This is a genomic window from Flavobacterium pectinovorum (assembly GCF_006438875.1).
Lineage (GTDB): Bacteria > Bacteroidota > Bacteroidia > Flavobacteriales > Flavobacteriaceae > Flavobacterium > Flavobacterium pectinovorum_A.
This window is the reverse complement of the sequence record NZ_RCZH01000015.1, coordinates 76,716-94,428: the sequence shown is the minus strand read 5'-3', so window position 1 is coordinate 94,428 and position 17,713 is coordinate 76,716. Positions and strand designations below refer to the sequence as shown.

Here is a 17,713-nt window from a genome sequence, read left to right as displayed (position 1 = left end):
AAAAAATGAAAACAAAGAATCATAAGCTCCATCCTGGAAATATTGCTATTACAGCAATTGCAGCAGTTTTGATCGTGATAGGTACGGTATATTTTTTCCATTATTTGAAGTACAGTTCAGAATATGAAGAAACGAATGATGCACAAGTAGAATCGTATATTAATCCTGTTTCAGCAAGAGCTGCAGGATATATTCGATATGTGCGATTTAATGAACATCAGCTTGTTAAACAGGGAGATACGTTGGTAATATTAGACGACAGAGAATATGTCGCCCAACTTGAAGCAGCAGAAGCAACTTTTGAAGATGCTCAGGCACAATTAATCGTATTGAAAGCAAGTATTAACTCTGCTCAAACGGGTACAGGAGTTAATCGGGATCAGATTAAAGCATCTCACGCCAGATATGTAGAGCAACAACAAGACATTAAACGTTATGAGAATCTGGTAAAAGAAGAAGCGGTAACGGGAGCGGAGTTTGAACAGGTAAAAACACATTATGATGTAGCAAAAAGTGATTATAGTGCTTCGCAAAATGTGCTAAAAACAAGCGAGGTCCGAATAACGGAATTAAAAACTCATTTTGCTTTATTAGAAGCCGATATCAAAAGAAAAGCAGCAGGGTTGAAACTGGCAAGACTTAATTTATCTTATACCGTAATTACTGCTCCTTATTCGGGAAGATTGGGACGTAAAAATATATTAGAAGGGCAACAAATTCAGCTAGGGCAGCCATTGGTAAGCATTATCAATGAAAAAGAAAAATGGATTATGGCAAACTACAAAGAGACACAAGTCGAAGATATGTATCTGGGACAACCTGCCGAAATTCGTGTAGATGCTATAGATGGGAAAGTATTTAAAGGAAAAATTGTTGCAATTGCAGGTTCTACAGGATCTCGTTTTTCACTTTTACCGCCAGATAATTCAACAGGAAACTTTGTTAAGATTATTCAGCGAGTGCCTGTAAAAATTGAGTTTTTGGACAAACAAGCGGAGCGGGTTGTTGCAGGAATGAATGTAACTGTGGCCGTTAAAAAAAGATCGTAATCATGAAATCTATTTATTTTAAAGACTGGGTTGCAGGCTGGGAGTGGGTGTCTCGTATTGGATTATTTTTACTGCTTTTGTCTGCCTTGGTTCAGTTGGGTATGTTCGTGCTGACTCAAAATTATATGGTGTCTTATTTAGGCGCACAGCCCGAAGATATTTGGTTTGCTGTCATGGCAACATACGCCGGTATTATTACTATTTTACCCGTTCAGTTTCGCTTTTTGAGATATTTTGAAACCAGAAGTTATTTGCTGTTTAATATCATGATTGCGATTGTACTTAACGTTCTTTGCATGCATGCTCAGGATATTTTCCTGTTTTTATGTATCCGATTTTTGCAGGGTATTTTTGCGGGCAATGTAATCGTTTGTACTTTGACGCTTATTTTTTCACGTTTGCATCCTGAACGCGCCAGATCAATTGGGTCAGCTGTGTTTTATGGAACTATGCTTAGCAATACCGTTCTGATTGCGATGGTATCCGGAGTAATTGTTGAATCATCAGATTGGAAATTTACCTATTATTGTCTTATATTTTTTCAGTTGTTAATGCTGGTTGTCGTTTTAGTGATGCTAAAACGCAAGGCAGAATTTAGACGTTATCCATTGTATCAAATTGACTTTGCCGGAATGATCGTGTTTGGAGTTACAGCCCTTGCGGTAGCTTATACGATTTTGTACGGTTCCAAATATTACTGGTTTACTGATCCCCGAATATGTTGGAGCAGTTTTATTGCTGTTATTGGCGTTGCGTTGTTTTTATACAGACAGCATATTGCAAAAAGACCCGTTGTAAATCTTGGCGTATTCAGATCGCGCAATTTTCTTATCGGACTTTGCCTTTTGGCAATTTATTACGGTGGAAAGGACAGTATGAACCTCATTTACAATTATGCGGGAGGTGTGCTTAAGTGGAGTACATTTCAGGTGATTATTCTTGCTGCCTGCAATATGATTGGAATGGTACTTTTCCTCATACTTTCTATCCGATTAATCGTGGTTAAAAAGGTTTCCGTTACAGTCTTTTTCGCACCGGGATTTGCATTGTTGGGTTTATTTAATTTATGGATGTCGTTTTTGCTGACACCAAATTTATCTTTCACAGATTTAATTGTTCCCGTATTTATGCAAGGCGCTGCATCCGGACTATTGTTTGTTCCAATAATGATTTATGTGCTTTCTTCGGCTCCGGGGCATACAGGAAGCAGTGGTTTGATCATTGCGGCTTATACACGTTTTACGGCGACTTTAAATTCGTTTGCAGGGTTTTATAATTTGCAATTGTATTTCAATCAATATTTTAAAGAAGGATTTCTGGGTTATGTTACTTCAGAAAATCCAAATACCACAGAATGGTTAAATGCAACTAAAGCAAACTTCAGTTCCAAAGGATTTACAGCAGATCAAGCTTCTTCTTTAGCAAACTCGGCTTTGTCGCAGGCAGTTAATTTGCAGAGCCAATTGTTAACAAACAGAGCTATATTTACGCTGTTTGCTGTTGTATTGATTGGGCTGGCATTACTGCTTATTTTTATTCCGGCAGTAGCGAAGCTTTATTATTATAATAAGAATAAGAAGGTTTTAGATCCTGCAATGATGTGATTTTTTTCTATTGAAAATATAACGGAATTAAAATAATTCTAAAGAAAAAGGCTTATTATCAGCAAGATAATAAGCCTTTTTTAGTAAGTAATATTGGAAGTAAATTGTTGTATTTTATAATATAATTTTTAAAATTTATTAGGTTTACTAACATATTTATTGCCTTTCACAAAGAATCGCCAAGGCAAGAAAGCATCTTCCTGTGCGTATGCGACACCAACTCTGGGTGAGGCTACAATTTCATCATCTTTATATTTTATGCCATGATCTTCCAGCCAAATTTCTTCTGCATCCAACTCTTTTCCATTAAAGTAATTATCAATTCCCAAAGCTTTGGCAGCCGAACCCGGACCAGCTGAAATAGCACTTTTAGTTACCGGCATGTTGCGTCTTTCTTCCATGATTTCTTTCCCAATCATAGGTTCAATTGCCCTGATTAATACAGCATGAGGTTCTCCTTTTACAGAAGTCACAATATTGAACAAATGATGAATTCCGTAGCATAAATAGACATACGAAACGCCGCCTTGACTATACATTATTTCGGTTCGGTTGGTGCGTCGTCCTCCGTAAGCATGCGAGGCTTTGTCCATTTCGCCATAATATGCTTCTGTTTCTACGATCACGCCCGCAGTTATTTGCCCGTCTATTTGAGTAAAAAGTACTTTTCCCAGCAAATCTTTCGCTAGAAAAAGTACATCTTGATTAAGATAATAAGAGGATTGTAATTTCAAGGTTATTAATTTTAATATTTTAATAAAACGACAATTAAAAAATAGATTTTATCATTAGAATAAGTACAAAACAATTTATGAATTCGTTTGATTAACCTGTTTTCTAAAATAAATTCGGTTTGGATATATATTGTTGGCAGTTTCTTGTTCAAAATCGAATTTCTGATAGTGATTGAACTGCAATGTTTCTATTAAAGTATAATCTATTTCAAATGCTTCAATCCATATCAAATCGTGTTTTCTTTGAACCGCTACTTCTTCAGCGCGATTCAAAAGTAAAGTTAAATCTTCTGAACCAAAATAAACAAGATCGCTCACACGAATTGCTTTGTTTGCCCCCAGATTTTGATTAGAAAGCCTTCTTGAATCTACTTTCAAAAAAGATAAAGGATTTTTATCTTCGCCTATGGCTAAAATTTCAATTAAAAAATCATTTTGTATTTTTTTAAAACTCGCACTCGAAAGATTTTCTGATACATACTTTTCGCCCAATTCCCCAAATAAATTCGAATAGAAAAGGATTGCTTTATCTTCCATTCGGGAAATATTATCATTAATTATAACTATAAATTTTGCAGCTTTAGACATGATATTCTTTATTATTATTATTATTAACCCGTTGGGTGTAATTGTTTTTAACACATAGAAACATAGTCCCGAAGCGTCGGGATGAACTTAAAAAAGGCGTTTCACTAGCATTAACACATCCCGACGCTTCGGGCAATGTCATTAAGTTAAGGGAATATTGCCGAATAAATCTCGCAAAGTCGCAGAGTCGCAAAGAAAATGTATGTAAACTTGGCGGCTTTGCGACTTTGCGCGATTTTTTTTTCAGTCTTAATTATCTAAAAAAAGCTTAACTTAATGACATTGCGCTTCGGGACTACGTGTGAGAAACGAGTTTCTTTTTATTTTACTTTTTCACAATTATAAATTCTATGTTTCTATTTGTTTAATTAAAACATTTAGACATTTCACCCAACGGGTTATTATTATTATTATTATTATTATTATTATTATTATTATTGAATGTTAAAAGGTTAAATTATTGGGGTTATTTATTTTGAGATTTTAATTTTTTATTGTTTGTATATTCAGATATTAATACGATACTCATTGCAATTATTCCCCAAAGCAATAGCTGTGAAGTTGCCAATTCCCAACCGCCAAGTCGCCAGCACAAAAGGCCAAAGAAGGTTCCAACTGCTCCGCCAACAAAATAAGTCGTCATGTAAACGGTATTGATTCGGTTATGTTCATCTTGACGCAGACTGTATATCTTTGCAAAATTGGTAATTTGAGTAGCTTGTACGCCAATATCCAATAGCAGTATGCTAAAGGCCAAAATATATGGTGAATATGGAAAAATCTTAATTAAAAGAATGCTGAAGCTAATCAGTCCAACGGTTAAGACGAGAGATTTAAAAGCACCGCCATTATCAGCGATTTTACCAAAATAAGGTGCAATCAAAGCCCCCACAATTGCAACTAAACCAAAAAGACCTATTGTTCCCGGGCTATAATGAAAAGGGGCACCAGTCAGATAGAAAGTCAATGTTGTCTAGAACGAGCAGAAAATTCCAAAAGTAAAACCGCCTAATAATGCCGTTTGACGTAACAATGCATATTTTGGAATCATCGACAGCGTTGATTTTAATAAGCTTACATAATTTCCTTTAAATGACGAAGAGATATCCGGAAGAAAAATTTTGAGTAATAGCATAGCAATCAACACAAATACTGCTGAAAATCCAAAAACATAACGCCATCCAAAAGCATCGGCAATCAAACCACTGAATATTCTCGCGCCCAGCATTCCGACCAATATTCCGGCAAAAACTTTACCCACCGTTTTTCCTCTGTTTTCTGTACTTAAAGTTGCAGTCATAGGAAGAATGATTTGTACAGGTGTTGATAAAATACCTATTAAAAAACTGAGTATGCAAAGCACGATGTAAGAACTACTGAGGGACATTAGAATTAAAGCAAGACACAAAATGCCTGAAATACCTAAAATTAAATTTTTTCTGCGAAGTTTATCGCCCAACGGTATTACGAAAAACATTCCCAAGCCGTAGCCTAACTGTGTGAGCATTGCTATTTTTCCAATTTTGGCATCACTTACATGTGCTGCCAATGCCATATCTTTAAGAATTGGCTGATTATAATATAAATTGGCGATCATGATTCCGGCTGCAATAGCCATTATCGGGATTACCTTTTTGCTGTTTATTTTTTTTTGAATTGTCATTATTTCTTATTTTTTCTGCCACGAATTTCACAAATGATCACTAATTTTTAGTCTCTATCGAACACAAATTTTAAAAATTAATTCGTGTTAATTCGTGCAATTCGTGGCAACCTTTTTTTAATTTTCCTCTTTTTTGTCTTCGTTAAACTTTTTTATGGTTTTTTTTAATTGGTATTTCGTGAAATAAACAAATACAATTCAGAATAGGCACTGACAAGCTGATCAATCGTAAAGCCACGATTCAAACCACTCGGATTGGGCAATATCCAAACCTTTGCTCCACAAAAATCTTCCTCTTGTTTTCCCCACAAAACTTTCTTTTTTCCTGAAAAAGCCATGTAAGCTGCTTTACCTAAAAAGGCAATGTATTTTGGCTGAAATTCGGTCATTTTATTTCTAAAAACTTCAATTGAATTAGCAAATTCTTCTTTTGACAATTGGTCAGCTCTAGCTGTTGCGCGGTCGACGGCTGTAGTTAGTCCATATCCAAACTCTAATATAGAAGTATCGTTTGTGGCTTCAATTTGATTTGGAGTAAAACCGGATTGGTGCAAAACTTTCCAAAAACGATTACTCTTTCCTGAAAAGTGATGTCCATCCCAAGCGGATTTTAATCCGGGATTAATCCCGCAGAAAATGACTTTGAGGTTTTTGCTGATGATATCTGTTAACATGTTTGTATTAAATTAATTATATATTTGATTCATTGAAAAAGCAGCTTCAACAATCGCTAATTGTTGTTTTTCGTGCATTTTTGCATATCCGGTTGCTGTGCTGCTGCTTTCTTTTCGTGATATAAGATCTAGTTTTAAACTGCTTTTACGCAATTTTCGGTAGAGATAAGGCCATGCGCCCATGTTTTCTGCTTCTTCCTGAACCCAGATAAATTCGGTACTATTAGGATATTTTGATTGCAGTTTTTCGATTTGAGTTAACGGAGTTGGATAAAGCTGTTCTATTCGTACTATAGCAACATCATTTCTGTCATCTTCCTGTTGTTTTTCCAGCAAATCATAGTAGATTTTCCCACTACAAAACAATACTTTTTTTACATTTTCAGGTTTGACAAATGAATCGTCAATCATTTCCATGAAATGACCTTTTGTAAAAGCTTCGATTGCAGAAACACATTTTGGGTGACGTAGAAGGCTTTTTGGCGTAAAAACCACCAAAGGTTTTCTAAAATTGCGGTGTTGTTGACGACGGATGGCATGAAATAGATTTGCAGGAGTTGTACAGTTTACTACCTGGATATTTTCATCAGCACAAAGTTCCAGAAAGCGTTCAATCCTTGCAGAAGAATGCTCAGGCCCTTGACCTTCAAGACCGTGTGGCAACAGCAATACTAAACCATTTGGAACGCGCCATTTGGTTTCGGCACTTGCAATATATTGATCGATTATAACCTGAGCTGTATTTACAAAATCTCCAAACTGTGCTTCCCAAACGACGAGAGCTTTTGGATCTGCCATTGCATATCCGTACTCAAAACCAAGAACAGCATATTCTGAAAGCAGAGAATTATAAATTTCAAATCTTCCGCCGGAACCTAAATTGGTCAGCGGTACATATTCTTCACCGGATTCCTCCATTGCAAGAACAGCATGTCGGTGCGAAAAGGTACCGCGTTCGACATCTTCACCACTGATTCGGACATTAAAATTTTCTTTCAGCAGCGAACCATAAGCAAGAAGTTCACCCATAGCCCAGTCAAAGGTTTTGTTTTCTACTGTTTTTCTTCTGGAATCGAATAATTTTTCTACTTTTTTAAGAAATTTTCCCTGTGCCGGCAATATTGTAATTTTGGCAGCGATATCTAATAATTCTTCTTCTGATATGGCAGTAGCAGTGTTAGAATCAGGATCATTATTAGCATAGTTCAATCCTTCCCAAGCTCCGGTAAATAATGATTTTGGTTCAGAGAAACCTTCCATTGCTTTTGATTCATCCAATAATGTTTGAAGTTCTTCTTTAAAAAGATTTTCAATTTCAGCCGGATAAGTTGCTGTTATATTTTTTTCGGATAAGAGTTTTTCAATATAAACATCTCTCGGATTTGGGTGTGTATCAATCGCTTTGTACAATAATGGTTGTGTGAATTTTGGTTCATCACCTTCGTTGTGACCATATTTTCTGTACGAAAGAATATCAATAAAAACATCTTCACCAAAAGTCTGTCTGTATTCCAATGCGATCAAAAACACGTGAGCAACAGCTTCGGCATCATCTCCATTTACATGGAAAACCGGTGCCAAAACGATTTTGGCCAAATCAGTACAATACGTACTGGATCGGGCGTCTTTGTAATCCGTAGTAAAGCCAACCTGATTGTTGAGTACCAAATGTATTGTTCCACCAGTTTTATACCCTTCAAGCAATGACATTTGCTGTAATTCATAAACGATTCCTTGTCCTGCAAGTGCAGCATCACCATGTATGGTTAACGGAATGATTTTTTTGCTGTCACCTTTATATTTATGATCAATCTTTGCGCGAACCTGACCCTGAACCACAGCATCAACAGTTTCGAGATGAGAAGGATTAGGGCAAAGGTTAAGTTCTATTTTTTTTCCGGTTGTCGTTGTAATATTATTACTGTAACCCAAATGATATTTTACATCACCGGAAAAACGACCGTCAGGATCATAGCTTTTTCCTAGAAATTCGTTAAATATTTCGTCGTAACCTTTACGGATTACATTTGATAAAACGTTTAATCGGCCTCTGTGTCCCATGCCAATTATAATTTCTTCTGCGCCAAGCCCGGCACTTTTTTCTATCATAAGATCAAGAGCGGGGATAAGGCTTTCTGTTCCTTCAAGGGAAAAACGTTTCTGACCTACAAATTTGGTATGCAGGAAATTTTCAAACACCACAGCCTGATTTAATTTTCTAAGAATTTGTTTTTTTTCATCAGGACTGAATTCCGTTTTATTTCTGCTGTTTTCCATTTTGGTTTGCAGCCATGTTAGTTTTTCAGGGTCTCTAATGTATTTGTATTCAACGCCAATTGACTGACAATAGGTTTGTTCCAATACAGCAATAATAGCTCTTAAAGTACCATTGGGAAGACCAACTTCATTTCCTGAAATAAATGATTCATCAAGATTATGGTTTTCAAGTCCAAAATCCTGTATGCCGATGCCTGGAAAATGCTGTCTGCGTTCTCGCACGGGATTTGTTTTGGCAAATAAATGCCCGCGTCTTCTATAGGCATCTATTAAATTAATAACCTTCAGTTCGTTTGCAAGTGTCGAAGACAAATCTTCTTCTGAAAATGACGAAGGATTATCTTTTACTTTAATAGATATTCCAAGATCAAGACCCTGAAAGAATTTTTGCCATCCGGAGTCAACATTTGATGCTCCTTCTTTGTATTTTTCATAGAGAAGACCAATATAATCTGCATTTCCTCCAGTTAAGTATGTTTGATTATCCATGATATAGATATTAAAATTTTAAAAAATGTATTATTCCGATAATGAGGTGTCAATGAATACATCATTTGTTAATATTTGATGTACAGTACATTGTGAAGCTATTAGAAGTAGTTTTGTTTTTTGTTCCCGGGATAGTTTTCCATGCAGTGTAATTTCTTTCGAAAGTGTAACGGTTTCACTATGGACTACTTTTTTGAAAGCAATTTTGACTTCTGCGCCATCAAGATGCCAATTGCGATTGTCTGCATATCTTCTTATTGTAGCAACTGTGCTGCCCGCTAATGAGGAAAGTAAAAGTGAAAAGGGATTCATTCCTAAATCCTGCCCACCTGATTCTTCGGCTTCGTCGCATATAATAGTGTGCCCTTGAGAATGAATAAGAATTTTGTATCTGTCTTTTGCAATACTTGCAAAGGCAGTTTCGGGATTACCTGAAGTTTGAGTTTCCATAGTATCTTTTATTTAGATTTTTTTGGAAACCGGTAATTTTACAGTATAATTTATTGTCTTCATCTTTAGCTATTTTTTATATAGCAAAGTTGAGGAGAATAGGAAGTTTAAGAAATGGTAAAATAGGCGTTTTAGATGTCAATTTTTGCAAATTGTACTCGATATTCGACAGGGGAAATGCCTGCAAGTTTTTTAAAAAATTTACTAAACTGATATTGATCTGAAAAATTTAGCGAAGCCGAGATTTCTTTTATCAGGGTAGAATCAAATTGCAGCTGACGCTTGGCTGCAATAAGTATGCGGTTGTCTATAAGTTCTTTGGGTGTGCGGCTATTGTATAAACGGCAAATGTCTGCCAATTTACGGCTGCTGATATGAAGTTCATTTGCATAAAAAGTAACTTCATGATGGTTTGCAAAATGCTGTTCTAAAAGATCAATAAAACGCTGAAATAAAACATAATCATTGCTGTTTGTATGCGAGGAAGGCATCGCAACATCTTGCTGAAAATTACTGATGCGAATCAACAATATCTTTAGATAAGAAGTCATTAATTCGGCTTTGCCCATATAATCAGGGCGTTTATATTCTTTTACGATCGTATTCAGTAAATCGGTAATATCAGAGGCTGCTTCATCACATAATTTCAAATGTACATTGATAAGCAAGTGGTTAAAAAGCGAGGTTTTAAAATTGCGAATGCTTTGCAGTGCATCTTCCCAAAAAACATCTTTAAACATCAGCATATATCCTGTGATTTCGCCTACATTCTGATAATAATGCACTTGTCCTTCAGAAATCAAATAAAGATCATTTCCAGTCATTTCAAAGGAGCCATCGTCTATATAATGCATTCCCTCTGCTTTGGGAAACCATAGTATTTCATAGTAATTATGACGATGAGGCACATCCGTAACAGGATATTTGTCAGGGTGATGAACGATATGAAATTGTTCCTTATATACTGCGGTAGGCATAGCATGATCTATTCTTAGAATATCCTGACTCTTTATTTTCATATCCTTTATTTTACCGGTAACGTAAAAGTAGTCTATTATCGACTTAATATTGAGGATTAATAGATTAAGGTGTAAGTTGTTTTTATGAATGATTTAAATTCTTATATTCGATTCTGACAGATGCGACAGAACCGTTCATAAATATAAGTATTTTCCTTTCCAATGTTAAATTTCGAGTCTTTTAAATATACTTTTCTAATTTGAGAAAATGCGATATTAATAAAGGTAATAAAGAATAAAATGAGTTTTTTTTCATTTGGTTTGTTTATAGATATCTTAATTTTTTAACGATAGCTAAATTATAAATATCAGACTTACTATTCTTTTATTAAGAAAATATTGAGTAAAAAAATATACAAAAAAACCAATATGAAAGTCACATAATGGATTTTTATAGATGTATTTTGCGGAACTTCTCCCGGAGCCGCGGATTGCCCAATCTGACAATTGAAGTGAATTATAATATATAAAAAACGTTTATAATTAGCTAATCAGTAAAATCTATATGCCAATTTAATTGAGAAAGTCAACTATCTTAATTTAATTGATTTTGGATATTATTTTTAAATTTTGTTTTGGTAAAACGATTTAGATTTGTAGTAAGGTTTTTTTGTTATTTTTGTTTTTATGAAATCTCAAATTATATCTATTTTTTTAAGTAATTAATTCAATTTTATCCTTAATTTAATTATCATTATTCCCGGAAATGAAAATTGTAAAAACAAAAATAGCTTCATATACCAATACATCTCTTTCTGTATTTTCACGTGAAGAGTCTTTTTTTCAGTCGTCTTTTCATTCACATCCGGAATTTGAGTTGGTTTATATCTTAGAAAGTCACGGAAAACGCATCATTGGAAACTCTGTAGAAGCATTTGAATCTGGAGACATGGTTTTTCTTGGAGACGATATTCCACATGTCTGGCTCAACGATGAAATTTTTTATAAAGGAATTAATAGTTTGAAAGCCAAAGCTATTGTGATTTATTTTAGCAGAGATCTTTTTGGGAATTCTTTTTATGAATTACCGGAGGCTCAGGAAGTCAAAAAGTTTTTTTCTCAGGCCATAAAAGGAGTATCCATCGCAGGACCTACAAATGCGCTGGTGGCTAAAAAAATGAAAAAATTACTGAAAAAGAAAGGCTTTGAAGTTATCATGGGACTGATTGAAATTTTGTTTCTTTTATCAAAAAGCAAAGATCTTAGATATATCAATGATAACTCTTATGTTTCTGTCAGCGATGATAATAAAAATGACCGGCTTTCAGAGGTTTTTCAATATGTGAAATCAAATTATAAAGAAGAAATATCCCTTGATGAAATTTCTAAAATCGCCAATCTTACACCTACTTCTTTTTGTCGAATGTTCAAAGCTAAAACTAAAAAACCGTTTGTAGAATATTTGAACGAAATAAGAGTGGCAAACGCATGTAAATATCTGATAGAAACTGATTTGGGTATTTCGGAAATTGCTTATCAATGCGGATATAAAACAGCTTCAAACTTCAATAAACTGTTCAAAAAATTAATTGGAACAACTCCTAAAGAATATCGAAAAAAAGCTTTAGTTTAGGATTTTCAGACTACTTTTCTTTGCTGTTTAATTTTTTTTCTACCGGACAATATTCCACACTGAATTTTATTTTTAAAAATTAGCGGCATTTCCCCGATGCTTATTTGATAAATTATCCTTAAATTTTGTGTTTATTTCGTGTTTTTTTAACGAATAATTTGTTAAGATAATAAATGCTTAATTAATGATAATTTTGAGCTAAAATTAAATTTTAGAATGTAATAAATTTATTTTTTTGAAATTGTATCAAAAATACGGCTTCCGGAAATTTAAAACGTTTTAATAAATAACCTGTTTCTATTGATTTGGATCTAAAAAGTTGTTCAATCTCCAAACCAATGTTTTCAGTTTTTTAAGTCTCAGATTTTAAATAAAATAATATGATAACTCAAAAATATTGCCTTGCATTAGATTTGAATGAAGACTCCTCTTTAATAACCGAATACAAGAAATATCATGAAAAAATTTGGCCGGAAATCACAGAAAGCATCGTTAATTCAGGGATTGAAAACCTCGATATTTATTGTGTTGGCAACAGACTGTTTATGATTATTGAGGCCAACGAAACTTTTACTTTTGAGAAAAAAGAAAAGAATGATGCAAATAATCCCGTGGTTCAGAAATGGGAAGAATTGATGTGGAAATATCAAAAAGCATTGCCTTGGGCAAAAGAAGGCGAAAAATGGATGCTGATGGAAAAAATATTTGACGTACATGAGAATAGATAGCCACCAACATTTTTGGAAATTTCACCCTGTAAAAGAAGCTTGGATCAAGGAAGAAATGGAGGTAATAAAAAGAGATTTTTTGCCTTCTGATTTAGAATCTTTATTGACAGATAATCAATTTGATGGTTTTGTGGCTGTTCAGGCAGATCAGAGTGAAGAAGAAACACATTTTCTTTTGGAATTGGCAAAAAACAATGATTTTATCAAAGGCGTGGTAGGCTGGGTCGATTTATGTGCTGAAAATATTGAAGAGCGTTTAGAATATTTTTGCAAATATGAAAAACTAAAAGGATTCAGACATATCGTTCAGGCAGAAGCAGATATTGATTTCATGTTGTTGGAAAGTTTTCAAAATGGAATTTCCAAATTAGGAAAATACAATTTTACCTATGACCTTTTGATTTTTCCAAAACATCTGGAAAATGTGGTAAAACTGGTTGCCAAATTTCCCGAACAAAGATTTGTTATTGATCATTTGGCAAAACCAGATTTCAAAAATAAGGAATTCAGCAATTGGGAAACAGGAATTAAAGCGATTGCAAAATTTCCTAATGTGATGTGTAAAGTTTCAAGTTTGGTAACAGAAGCTGACTGGAATAATTGGAGAGAAACAGACTTTATCTATTGCCTAAATGTGGTTACTGAGGTATTTGGAATGGATCGTCTAATGTTTGGCAGTGATTGGCCGGTAAGTTTACTTGCTGCGTCTTATGCCGAATCATGTGACATTGCAGAGCACTATTTTTCGGAATTTCCGAAGGAGGAACAAGATAAATTCTGGAGAAAAAATGCAATTGATTTTTATCGTTTAGAATAAAATCACCTGAATTTTATAAATAAAAAACTGTCGAACTTAATTTAGAGAACAAAATGAATCTTAATCTTAATGATAAAATAATTATCGTAACCGGTGGAGCAAAAGGAATAGGACTTGGGATCTGTAAAGTTTTGGCTGCTGAGGGAGCAATTCCTGTAATTATAGGAAGAGCAGATGCCGACAACCAAATTGCGATTAAAGAAATAGAAGCCGAAGGCGGGAAAGCGTTGTCTTTCGTGGCCGAATTAACGAATCCGGAAGCTTGTAAAAGCGCCGTTGATCAGGTAATTGCATTATGTGGACGCATTGATGGCTTAATTAATAATGCCGGTGTAAATGATGGTGTAGGGTTAGAAAGCGGAGATTACGAAAAGTTTATGGCGTCGATTCATAAAAATCTGGTACACTATTATTTGATGGCGCAATATGCTTTGCCGGAATTGAAAAAAACAAAAGGAGCAATTGTAAATATAGGTTCAAAAATTGCCGATACAGGACAGGGAAAAACGTCAGCTTATGCGGCGTCAAATGGCGGGCGAAATGCATTAACCCGAGAGTGGGCGGTCGAATTATTAAAATATGGGATTCGGGTAAATTCGGTTATTGTGGCCGAATGCTATACGCCCTTATATGATACCTGGATTAAAACACTTGAAAATCCAGAAGAAAAATTAAAAGAAATCACTGCTAAAATTCCGTTTGAAAACAGAATGACAACTGCAGAAGAAATTGCAAATATGACCGTTTTTTTATTGTCAGATAAATCAAGTCACACCACAGGTCAGTTAATCTATGTAGATGGAGGTTATACTCATTTAGACCGTTCATTATAATTGTATAGTTAAAATCTTTATTTCTGCTAAAATCTTGTTTTATCAGAAGAAAACCATTCAATAGAATTTATGTTATTGAAGTTCGTCAACGAAATAAATCTTTGATAATTATTATTGGAAGAGTTTTTAGATAAAAAAAAGATAATTATCAATTAAACAATGACAATATTGAATTAATTAGCATAAAGCATACATTGTATTTTTACATTAATAAAAATCCATTAATTTAACAAAAAAGATATGGCATTAATAACTCAGTTGAACATTGAGAAGAAAGTGAGTTCTAAAGAGAGTAAAAAATTGCTGTTTCCTTTTATATTGGTAACCAGTTTGTTTTTTTTCTGGGGATTTGTACACAATTTAGATCCAATACTTATTCCTCATTTAAGAAAAGCATTTAATCTTACAGATTTAGAATCTTCTTTAATTGATTCGTCAGTCTTTATAGCCTATTTTATCATGGCTTTGCCAGCGGGTTATATCATGAGAAAATACGGTTATAAATCGGGTATTATGATAGGATTAATTTTGTTTGGTATTGGCTCAATTTTGTTTGTGCCTGCCGCCAATTCATTGCAATATATTTATTTTTTAGGTGCTTTGTTTATTATAGCCTGCGGACTTACTTTTCTGGAAACGGCGGCAAACCCGTATGTAACAATATTGGGACCATCTGAAACGGCAACCAAAAGATTAAATTTTTCTCAATCATTTAATGGACTGGCTGCTTTTATTGCTCCTGCATATATTGGACCCATGATTTTATCCGGAAAAAATTTAACTCAAACTCAAATGGATGTAATGGCACCTGCAGAATTGCATGCTTATGTTTTAGAAGAAGCAGCAAGTGTAAAAATGCCTTACCTTATTTTGGGACTGATTATTTTGGCAGTGGCGGTAGTTTTTTATTTTACCAATATGCCAGATGTAAAAGACGAAGATAAAGAAGGGGCAGATGGTGCAAGTTTTGCCGGAGCATTGAAATCAAAACGTTTAAGATGGGGAATTTTGGCACAATTTTTTTATGTGGGCGCACAGGTTTGTGTGGCTAGTTTTTTTATCAAAATGGCAACTACTTCAGCAGGTTTGGATGAAGGTACTGCTGCAAAATATCTGGGCTTTTTCGGATTAACATTTATGTTAGGACGCTTTGCAGGAACATTTTTTATGCAATATATAAAGCCAGGGAAATTATTAATTATTTATTCGATCATCACTATTCTGCTATCAATAACAGCCATGATCGGCACAGGAATACTAGTGGTTTACACGTTAATAGCGATTGCATTTTTTATGAGTATCATGTTTCCTACTATTTTTTCAATGGGGATTGATGGACTTGGACATAATACCAAAATTGGATCTTCATTGATAGTAATGTCAATAGTTGGAGGAGCTTTACTTCCTCCGGTTTTAGGATTCATTTCAGATGTTACAGGAAATATTCAAAATGGTTATGTAGTTCCGCTAATTTGTTTTTCAGTAATACTATTATTTGCATTTAACGGATATAAAACAAATAAAGCATAAATTCTATATTATAATGTTAGAAAACGAAGTTAAAAGATTAGTGATAAAAATGCATCCGGAAGACAATGTTCTGGTAGCTTTAACCGATTTGGTAAAAGGACAAAGCGTGACTTTTGAAGAACAGACTTATATCCTTCAAGACACAATTAAGGCAAAGCATAAATTTTACACAAGTGATTTAAGCGAAGGGGCTGAGATAATTATGTATGGTGTTTTGGTTGGAAAAGTGCAATGTGATATCGCCAAAGGAAGTCTTATGACAACAGATAATCTCAAACACGCAGCAGAACCTTATGGATATCGTGATGTTAATTTCGTCTGGCAGGCACCAGATATTTCAAAGTATAAAGACAGGACTTTTAAAGGATATAAAAGAAATGATGGTCGTTTTGGTACCGCCAATTACTGGTTATTTGTACCAACTGTATTTTGCGAAAACCGAAATTTAGATGTAATTAAAGAAGCCTTGCATAACGAATTAGGATATTCGGTTAGTGATAAATATACACAATATACCCATCAATTATTGGAGGCTTATCAAAATGGAGAAAATATTGATTCGGTCAATATGGAGCTAACGCCCAATAATAGTGTCAATCGTGTTTTTAAAAACGTAGATGGAATAAAATTTCTAAATCATCAGGGAGGTTGCGGAGGAACGCGCCAGGATGCATCAACTTTAAGTGCTTTACTGGCTTCTTATGCAAATCATCCCAATGTGGCAGGTATAACACTACTGAGTTTGGGATGCCAGCATTTACAAGTGCAGGATTTTACAAATGATGTCAAAAAACAAAACCCGTCTTTTGATAAACCGCTCTTTATTTTTGAACAACAGCAATCTAAAAGTGAAGAACAATTGGTTGCAGATGCTATAAAAAAAACATTTGAAGGATTAATTGAAATAAACAAACAAGAAAGAGTTTTGGCTCCGTTAAGCGAATTGTGTGTTGGCGTAAAATGTGGTGGGAGTGATGGTTTTAGTGGGGTTTCTGCAAATCCTGCCGTAGGCTATACATCAGATTTATTAGTGGCTTTGGGTGCTAAGGTTTTATTGGCCGAGTTTCCTGAATTATGCGGAGCAGAGCAAAATTTGATTGACCGCTGTACATCAGAAACAGCAGCAAAAAAATTCATTGATTTGATGCAGTCATATGATGCATTAGCACATAAGGTGGGTTCGGGATTTCACATGAATCCATCGCCTGGAAACATCAAAGACGGATTAATAACGGATGCAATAAAAAGTGCCGGAGCAGCAAAAAAAGGTGGAACAGCTCCAGTCGTTGATGTATTAGATTATACAGAACCGGCAACAAAACCAGGTTTGAGTTTGGTTTGCACACCCGGAAATGATGTAGAGGCAACAACGGGTAAAGCGGCCTCCGGAGCAACATTAATTTTGTTTACCACAGGATTGGGAACTCCAACAGGTAATCCTGTTTGTCCTGTTATTAAGGTGGCTACAAATTCTGTTCTGGCAAAAAAGATGAGTGATATTATTGATATTGATTGTGGGCCCATAATTAGTGGCGAAAAAACCATCGAAGAAATGGGTGAAGATATTTTGGAATATTGTATTAAAGCAGCCAGTGGCGAAATTATTCCCAAAGCGGTGTTATTAAACCAGGACGATTTTATTCCGTGGAAACGAGGAGTGTCATTGTAGTAATTATGAGTTATAA

At 34.7% G+C, this 17,713-nt stretch carries 16 protein-coding genes; 8 read left to right on the top strand and 8 right to left on the bottom strand.

The window, feature by feature from the left end:
• Positions 1-5: 5 nt before the first annotated feature.
• Positions 6-1,049: an HlyD family secretion protein gene (locus EAH81_RS20145; protein WP_140510578.1), complete on the top strand. Its 1,044-nt coding sequence runs from the start codon at positions 6-8 to the stop codon at positions 1,047-1,049.
• A 2-nt stretch (positions 1,050-1,051) separates the two neighbouring features.
• Positions 1,052-2,653 carry an MFS transporter gene (locus EAH81_RS20140; RefSeq protein WP_140510576.1) on the top strand — a complete coding sequence of 534 codons (1,602 nt, stop codon included), beginning with the start codon at positions 1,052-1,054 and terminating at the stop codon, positions 2,651-2,653.
• Positions 2,654-2,781: 128 nt separating this feature from the next.
• Here the strand turns inward: EAH81_RS20140 and EAH81_RS20135 are convergent, their stop codons facing one another.
• From EAH81_RS20135 to EAH81_RS20105, 8 genes are all read right to left on the bottom strand, one after another.
• A complete protein-coding gene (locus EAH81_RS20135; protein ID WP_140510574.1) occupies positions 2,782-3,387 on the bottom strand; it encodes a DNA-3-methyladenine glycosylase in 606 nt (201 codons plus the stop codon).
• Between the two features lie 75 nt (positions 3,388-3,462).
• Positions 3,463-3,975: a hypothetical protein gene (locus tag EAH81_RS20130; RefSeq protein WP_140510572.1), complete on the bottom strand. Its 513-nt coding sequence runs from the start codon at positions 3,973-3,975 to the stop codon at positions 3,463-3,465.
• A 466-nt stretch (positions 3,976-4,441) separates the two neighbouring features.
• Positions 4,442-4,942: an MFS transporter gene (locus tag EAH81_RS27910; protein ID WP_241676604.1), complete on the bottom strand. Its 501-nt coding sequence runs from the start codon at positions 4,940-4,942 to the stop codon at positions 4,442-4,444.
• A 6-nt stretch (positions 4,943-4,948) separates the two neighbouring features.
• On the bottom strand, positions 4,949-5,638 hold the full coding sequence (locus EAH81_RS27905; protein WP_241676603.1) for an MFS transporter: 690 nt from the start codon (positions 5,636-5,638) through the stop codon (positions 4,949-4,951).
• 164 nt (positions 5,639-5,802) lie between these two features.
• Positions 5,803-6,312 carry a G/U mismatch-specific DNA glycosylase gene (gene mug / locus EAH81_RS20120; protein ID WP_140510570.1) on the bottom strand — a complete coding sequence of 170 codons (510 nt, stop codon included), beginning with the start codon at positions 6,310-6,312 and terminating at the stop codon, positions 5,803-5,805.
• Between the two features lie 12 nt (positions 6,313-6,324).
• The gene (locus tag EAH81_RS20115) at positions 6,325-9,078 is read right to left on the bottom strand and encodes a 2-oxoglutarate dehydrogenase E1 component (protein ID WP_140510568.1); all 2,754 of its coding nucleotides are present in this window, start codon (positions 9,076-9,078) and stop codon (positions 6,325-6,327) included.
• Between the two features lie 30 nt (positions 9,079-9,108).
• Entirely contained in the window at positions 9,109-9,528 is a 420-nt protein-coding gene (locus tag EAH81_RS20110) for an OsmC family protein (RefSeq protein WP_140510566.1), read from the bottom strand.
• A 131-nt stretch (positions 9,529-9,659) separates the two neighbouring features.
• On the bottom strand, positions 9,660-10,547 hold the full coding sequence (locus EAH81_RS20105) for an AraC family transcriptional regulator (RefSeq protein ID WP_140510564.1): 888 nt from the start codon (positions 10,545-10,547) through the stop codon (positions 9,660-9,662).
• A gap of 706 nt (positions 10,548-11,253) precedes the next feature.
• On the opposite strand from EAH81_RS20105, the gene EAH81_RS20100 reads away from it, so the two are divergent.
• The 6 genes from EAH81_RS20100 (at position 11,254) to EAH81_RS20075 (ending at position 17,697) form a co-directional block, all read left to right on the top strand.
• Positions 11,254-12,120 carry an AraC family transcriptional regulator gene (locus tag EAH81_RS20100; RefSeq protein ID WP_140510562.1) on the top strand — a complete coding sequence of 289 codons (867 nt, stop codon included), beginning with the start codon at positions 11,254-11,256 and terminating at the stop codon, positions 12,118-12,120.
• Positions 12,121-12,500: 380 nt separating this feature from the next.
• Positions 12,501-12,848: an L-rhamnose mutarotase gene (locus EAH81_RS20095; RefSeq protein WP_140510560.1), complete on the top strand. Its 348-nt coding sequence runs from the start codon at positions 12,501-12,503 to the stop codon at positions 12,846-12,848.
• On the top strand, positions 12,835-13,665 hold the full coding sequence (locus tag EAH81_RS20090; RefSeq protein WP_140510558.1) for an amidohydrolase family protein: 831 nt from the start codon (positions 12,835-12,837) through the stop codon (positions 13,663-13,665). The genes EAH81_RS20095 and EAH81_RS20090 overlap by 14 nt, the downstream gene beginning before the upstream one ends.
• A gap of 53 nt (positions 13,666-13,718) precedes the next feature.
• On the top strand, positions 13,719-14,498 hold the full coding sequence (locus EAH81_RS20085) for an SDR family oxidoreductase (RefSeq protein ID WP_140510556.1): 780 nt from the start codon (positions 13,719-13,721) through the stop codon (positions 14,496-14,498).
• A gap of 240 nt (positions 14,499-14,738) precedes the next feature.
• Positions 14,739-16,028, top strand: a complete 1,290-nt coding sequence (gene fucP / locus EAH81_RS20080; RefSeq protein WP_140510554.1) for an L-fucose:H+ symporter permease — start codon at positions 14,739-14,741, stop codon at positions 16,026-16,028.
• A 13-nt stretch (positions 16,029-16,041) separates the two neighbouring features.
• Positions 16,042-17,697 (top strand): UxaA family hydrolase, encoded by a 1,656-nt coding sequence (locus EAH81_RS20075; protein ID WP_140510544.1) that lies wholly within the window; start codon positions 16,042-16,044, stop codon positions 17,695-17,697.
• The last annotated feature ends 16 nt before the right edge of the window (positions 17,698-17,713 follow it).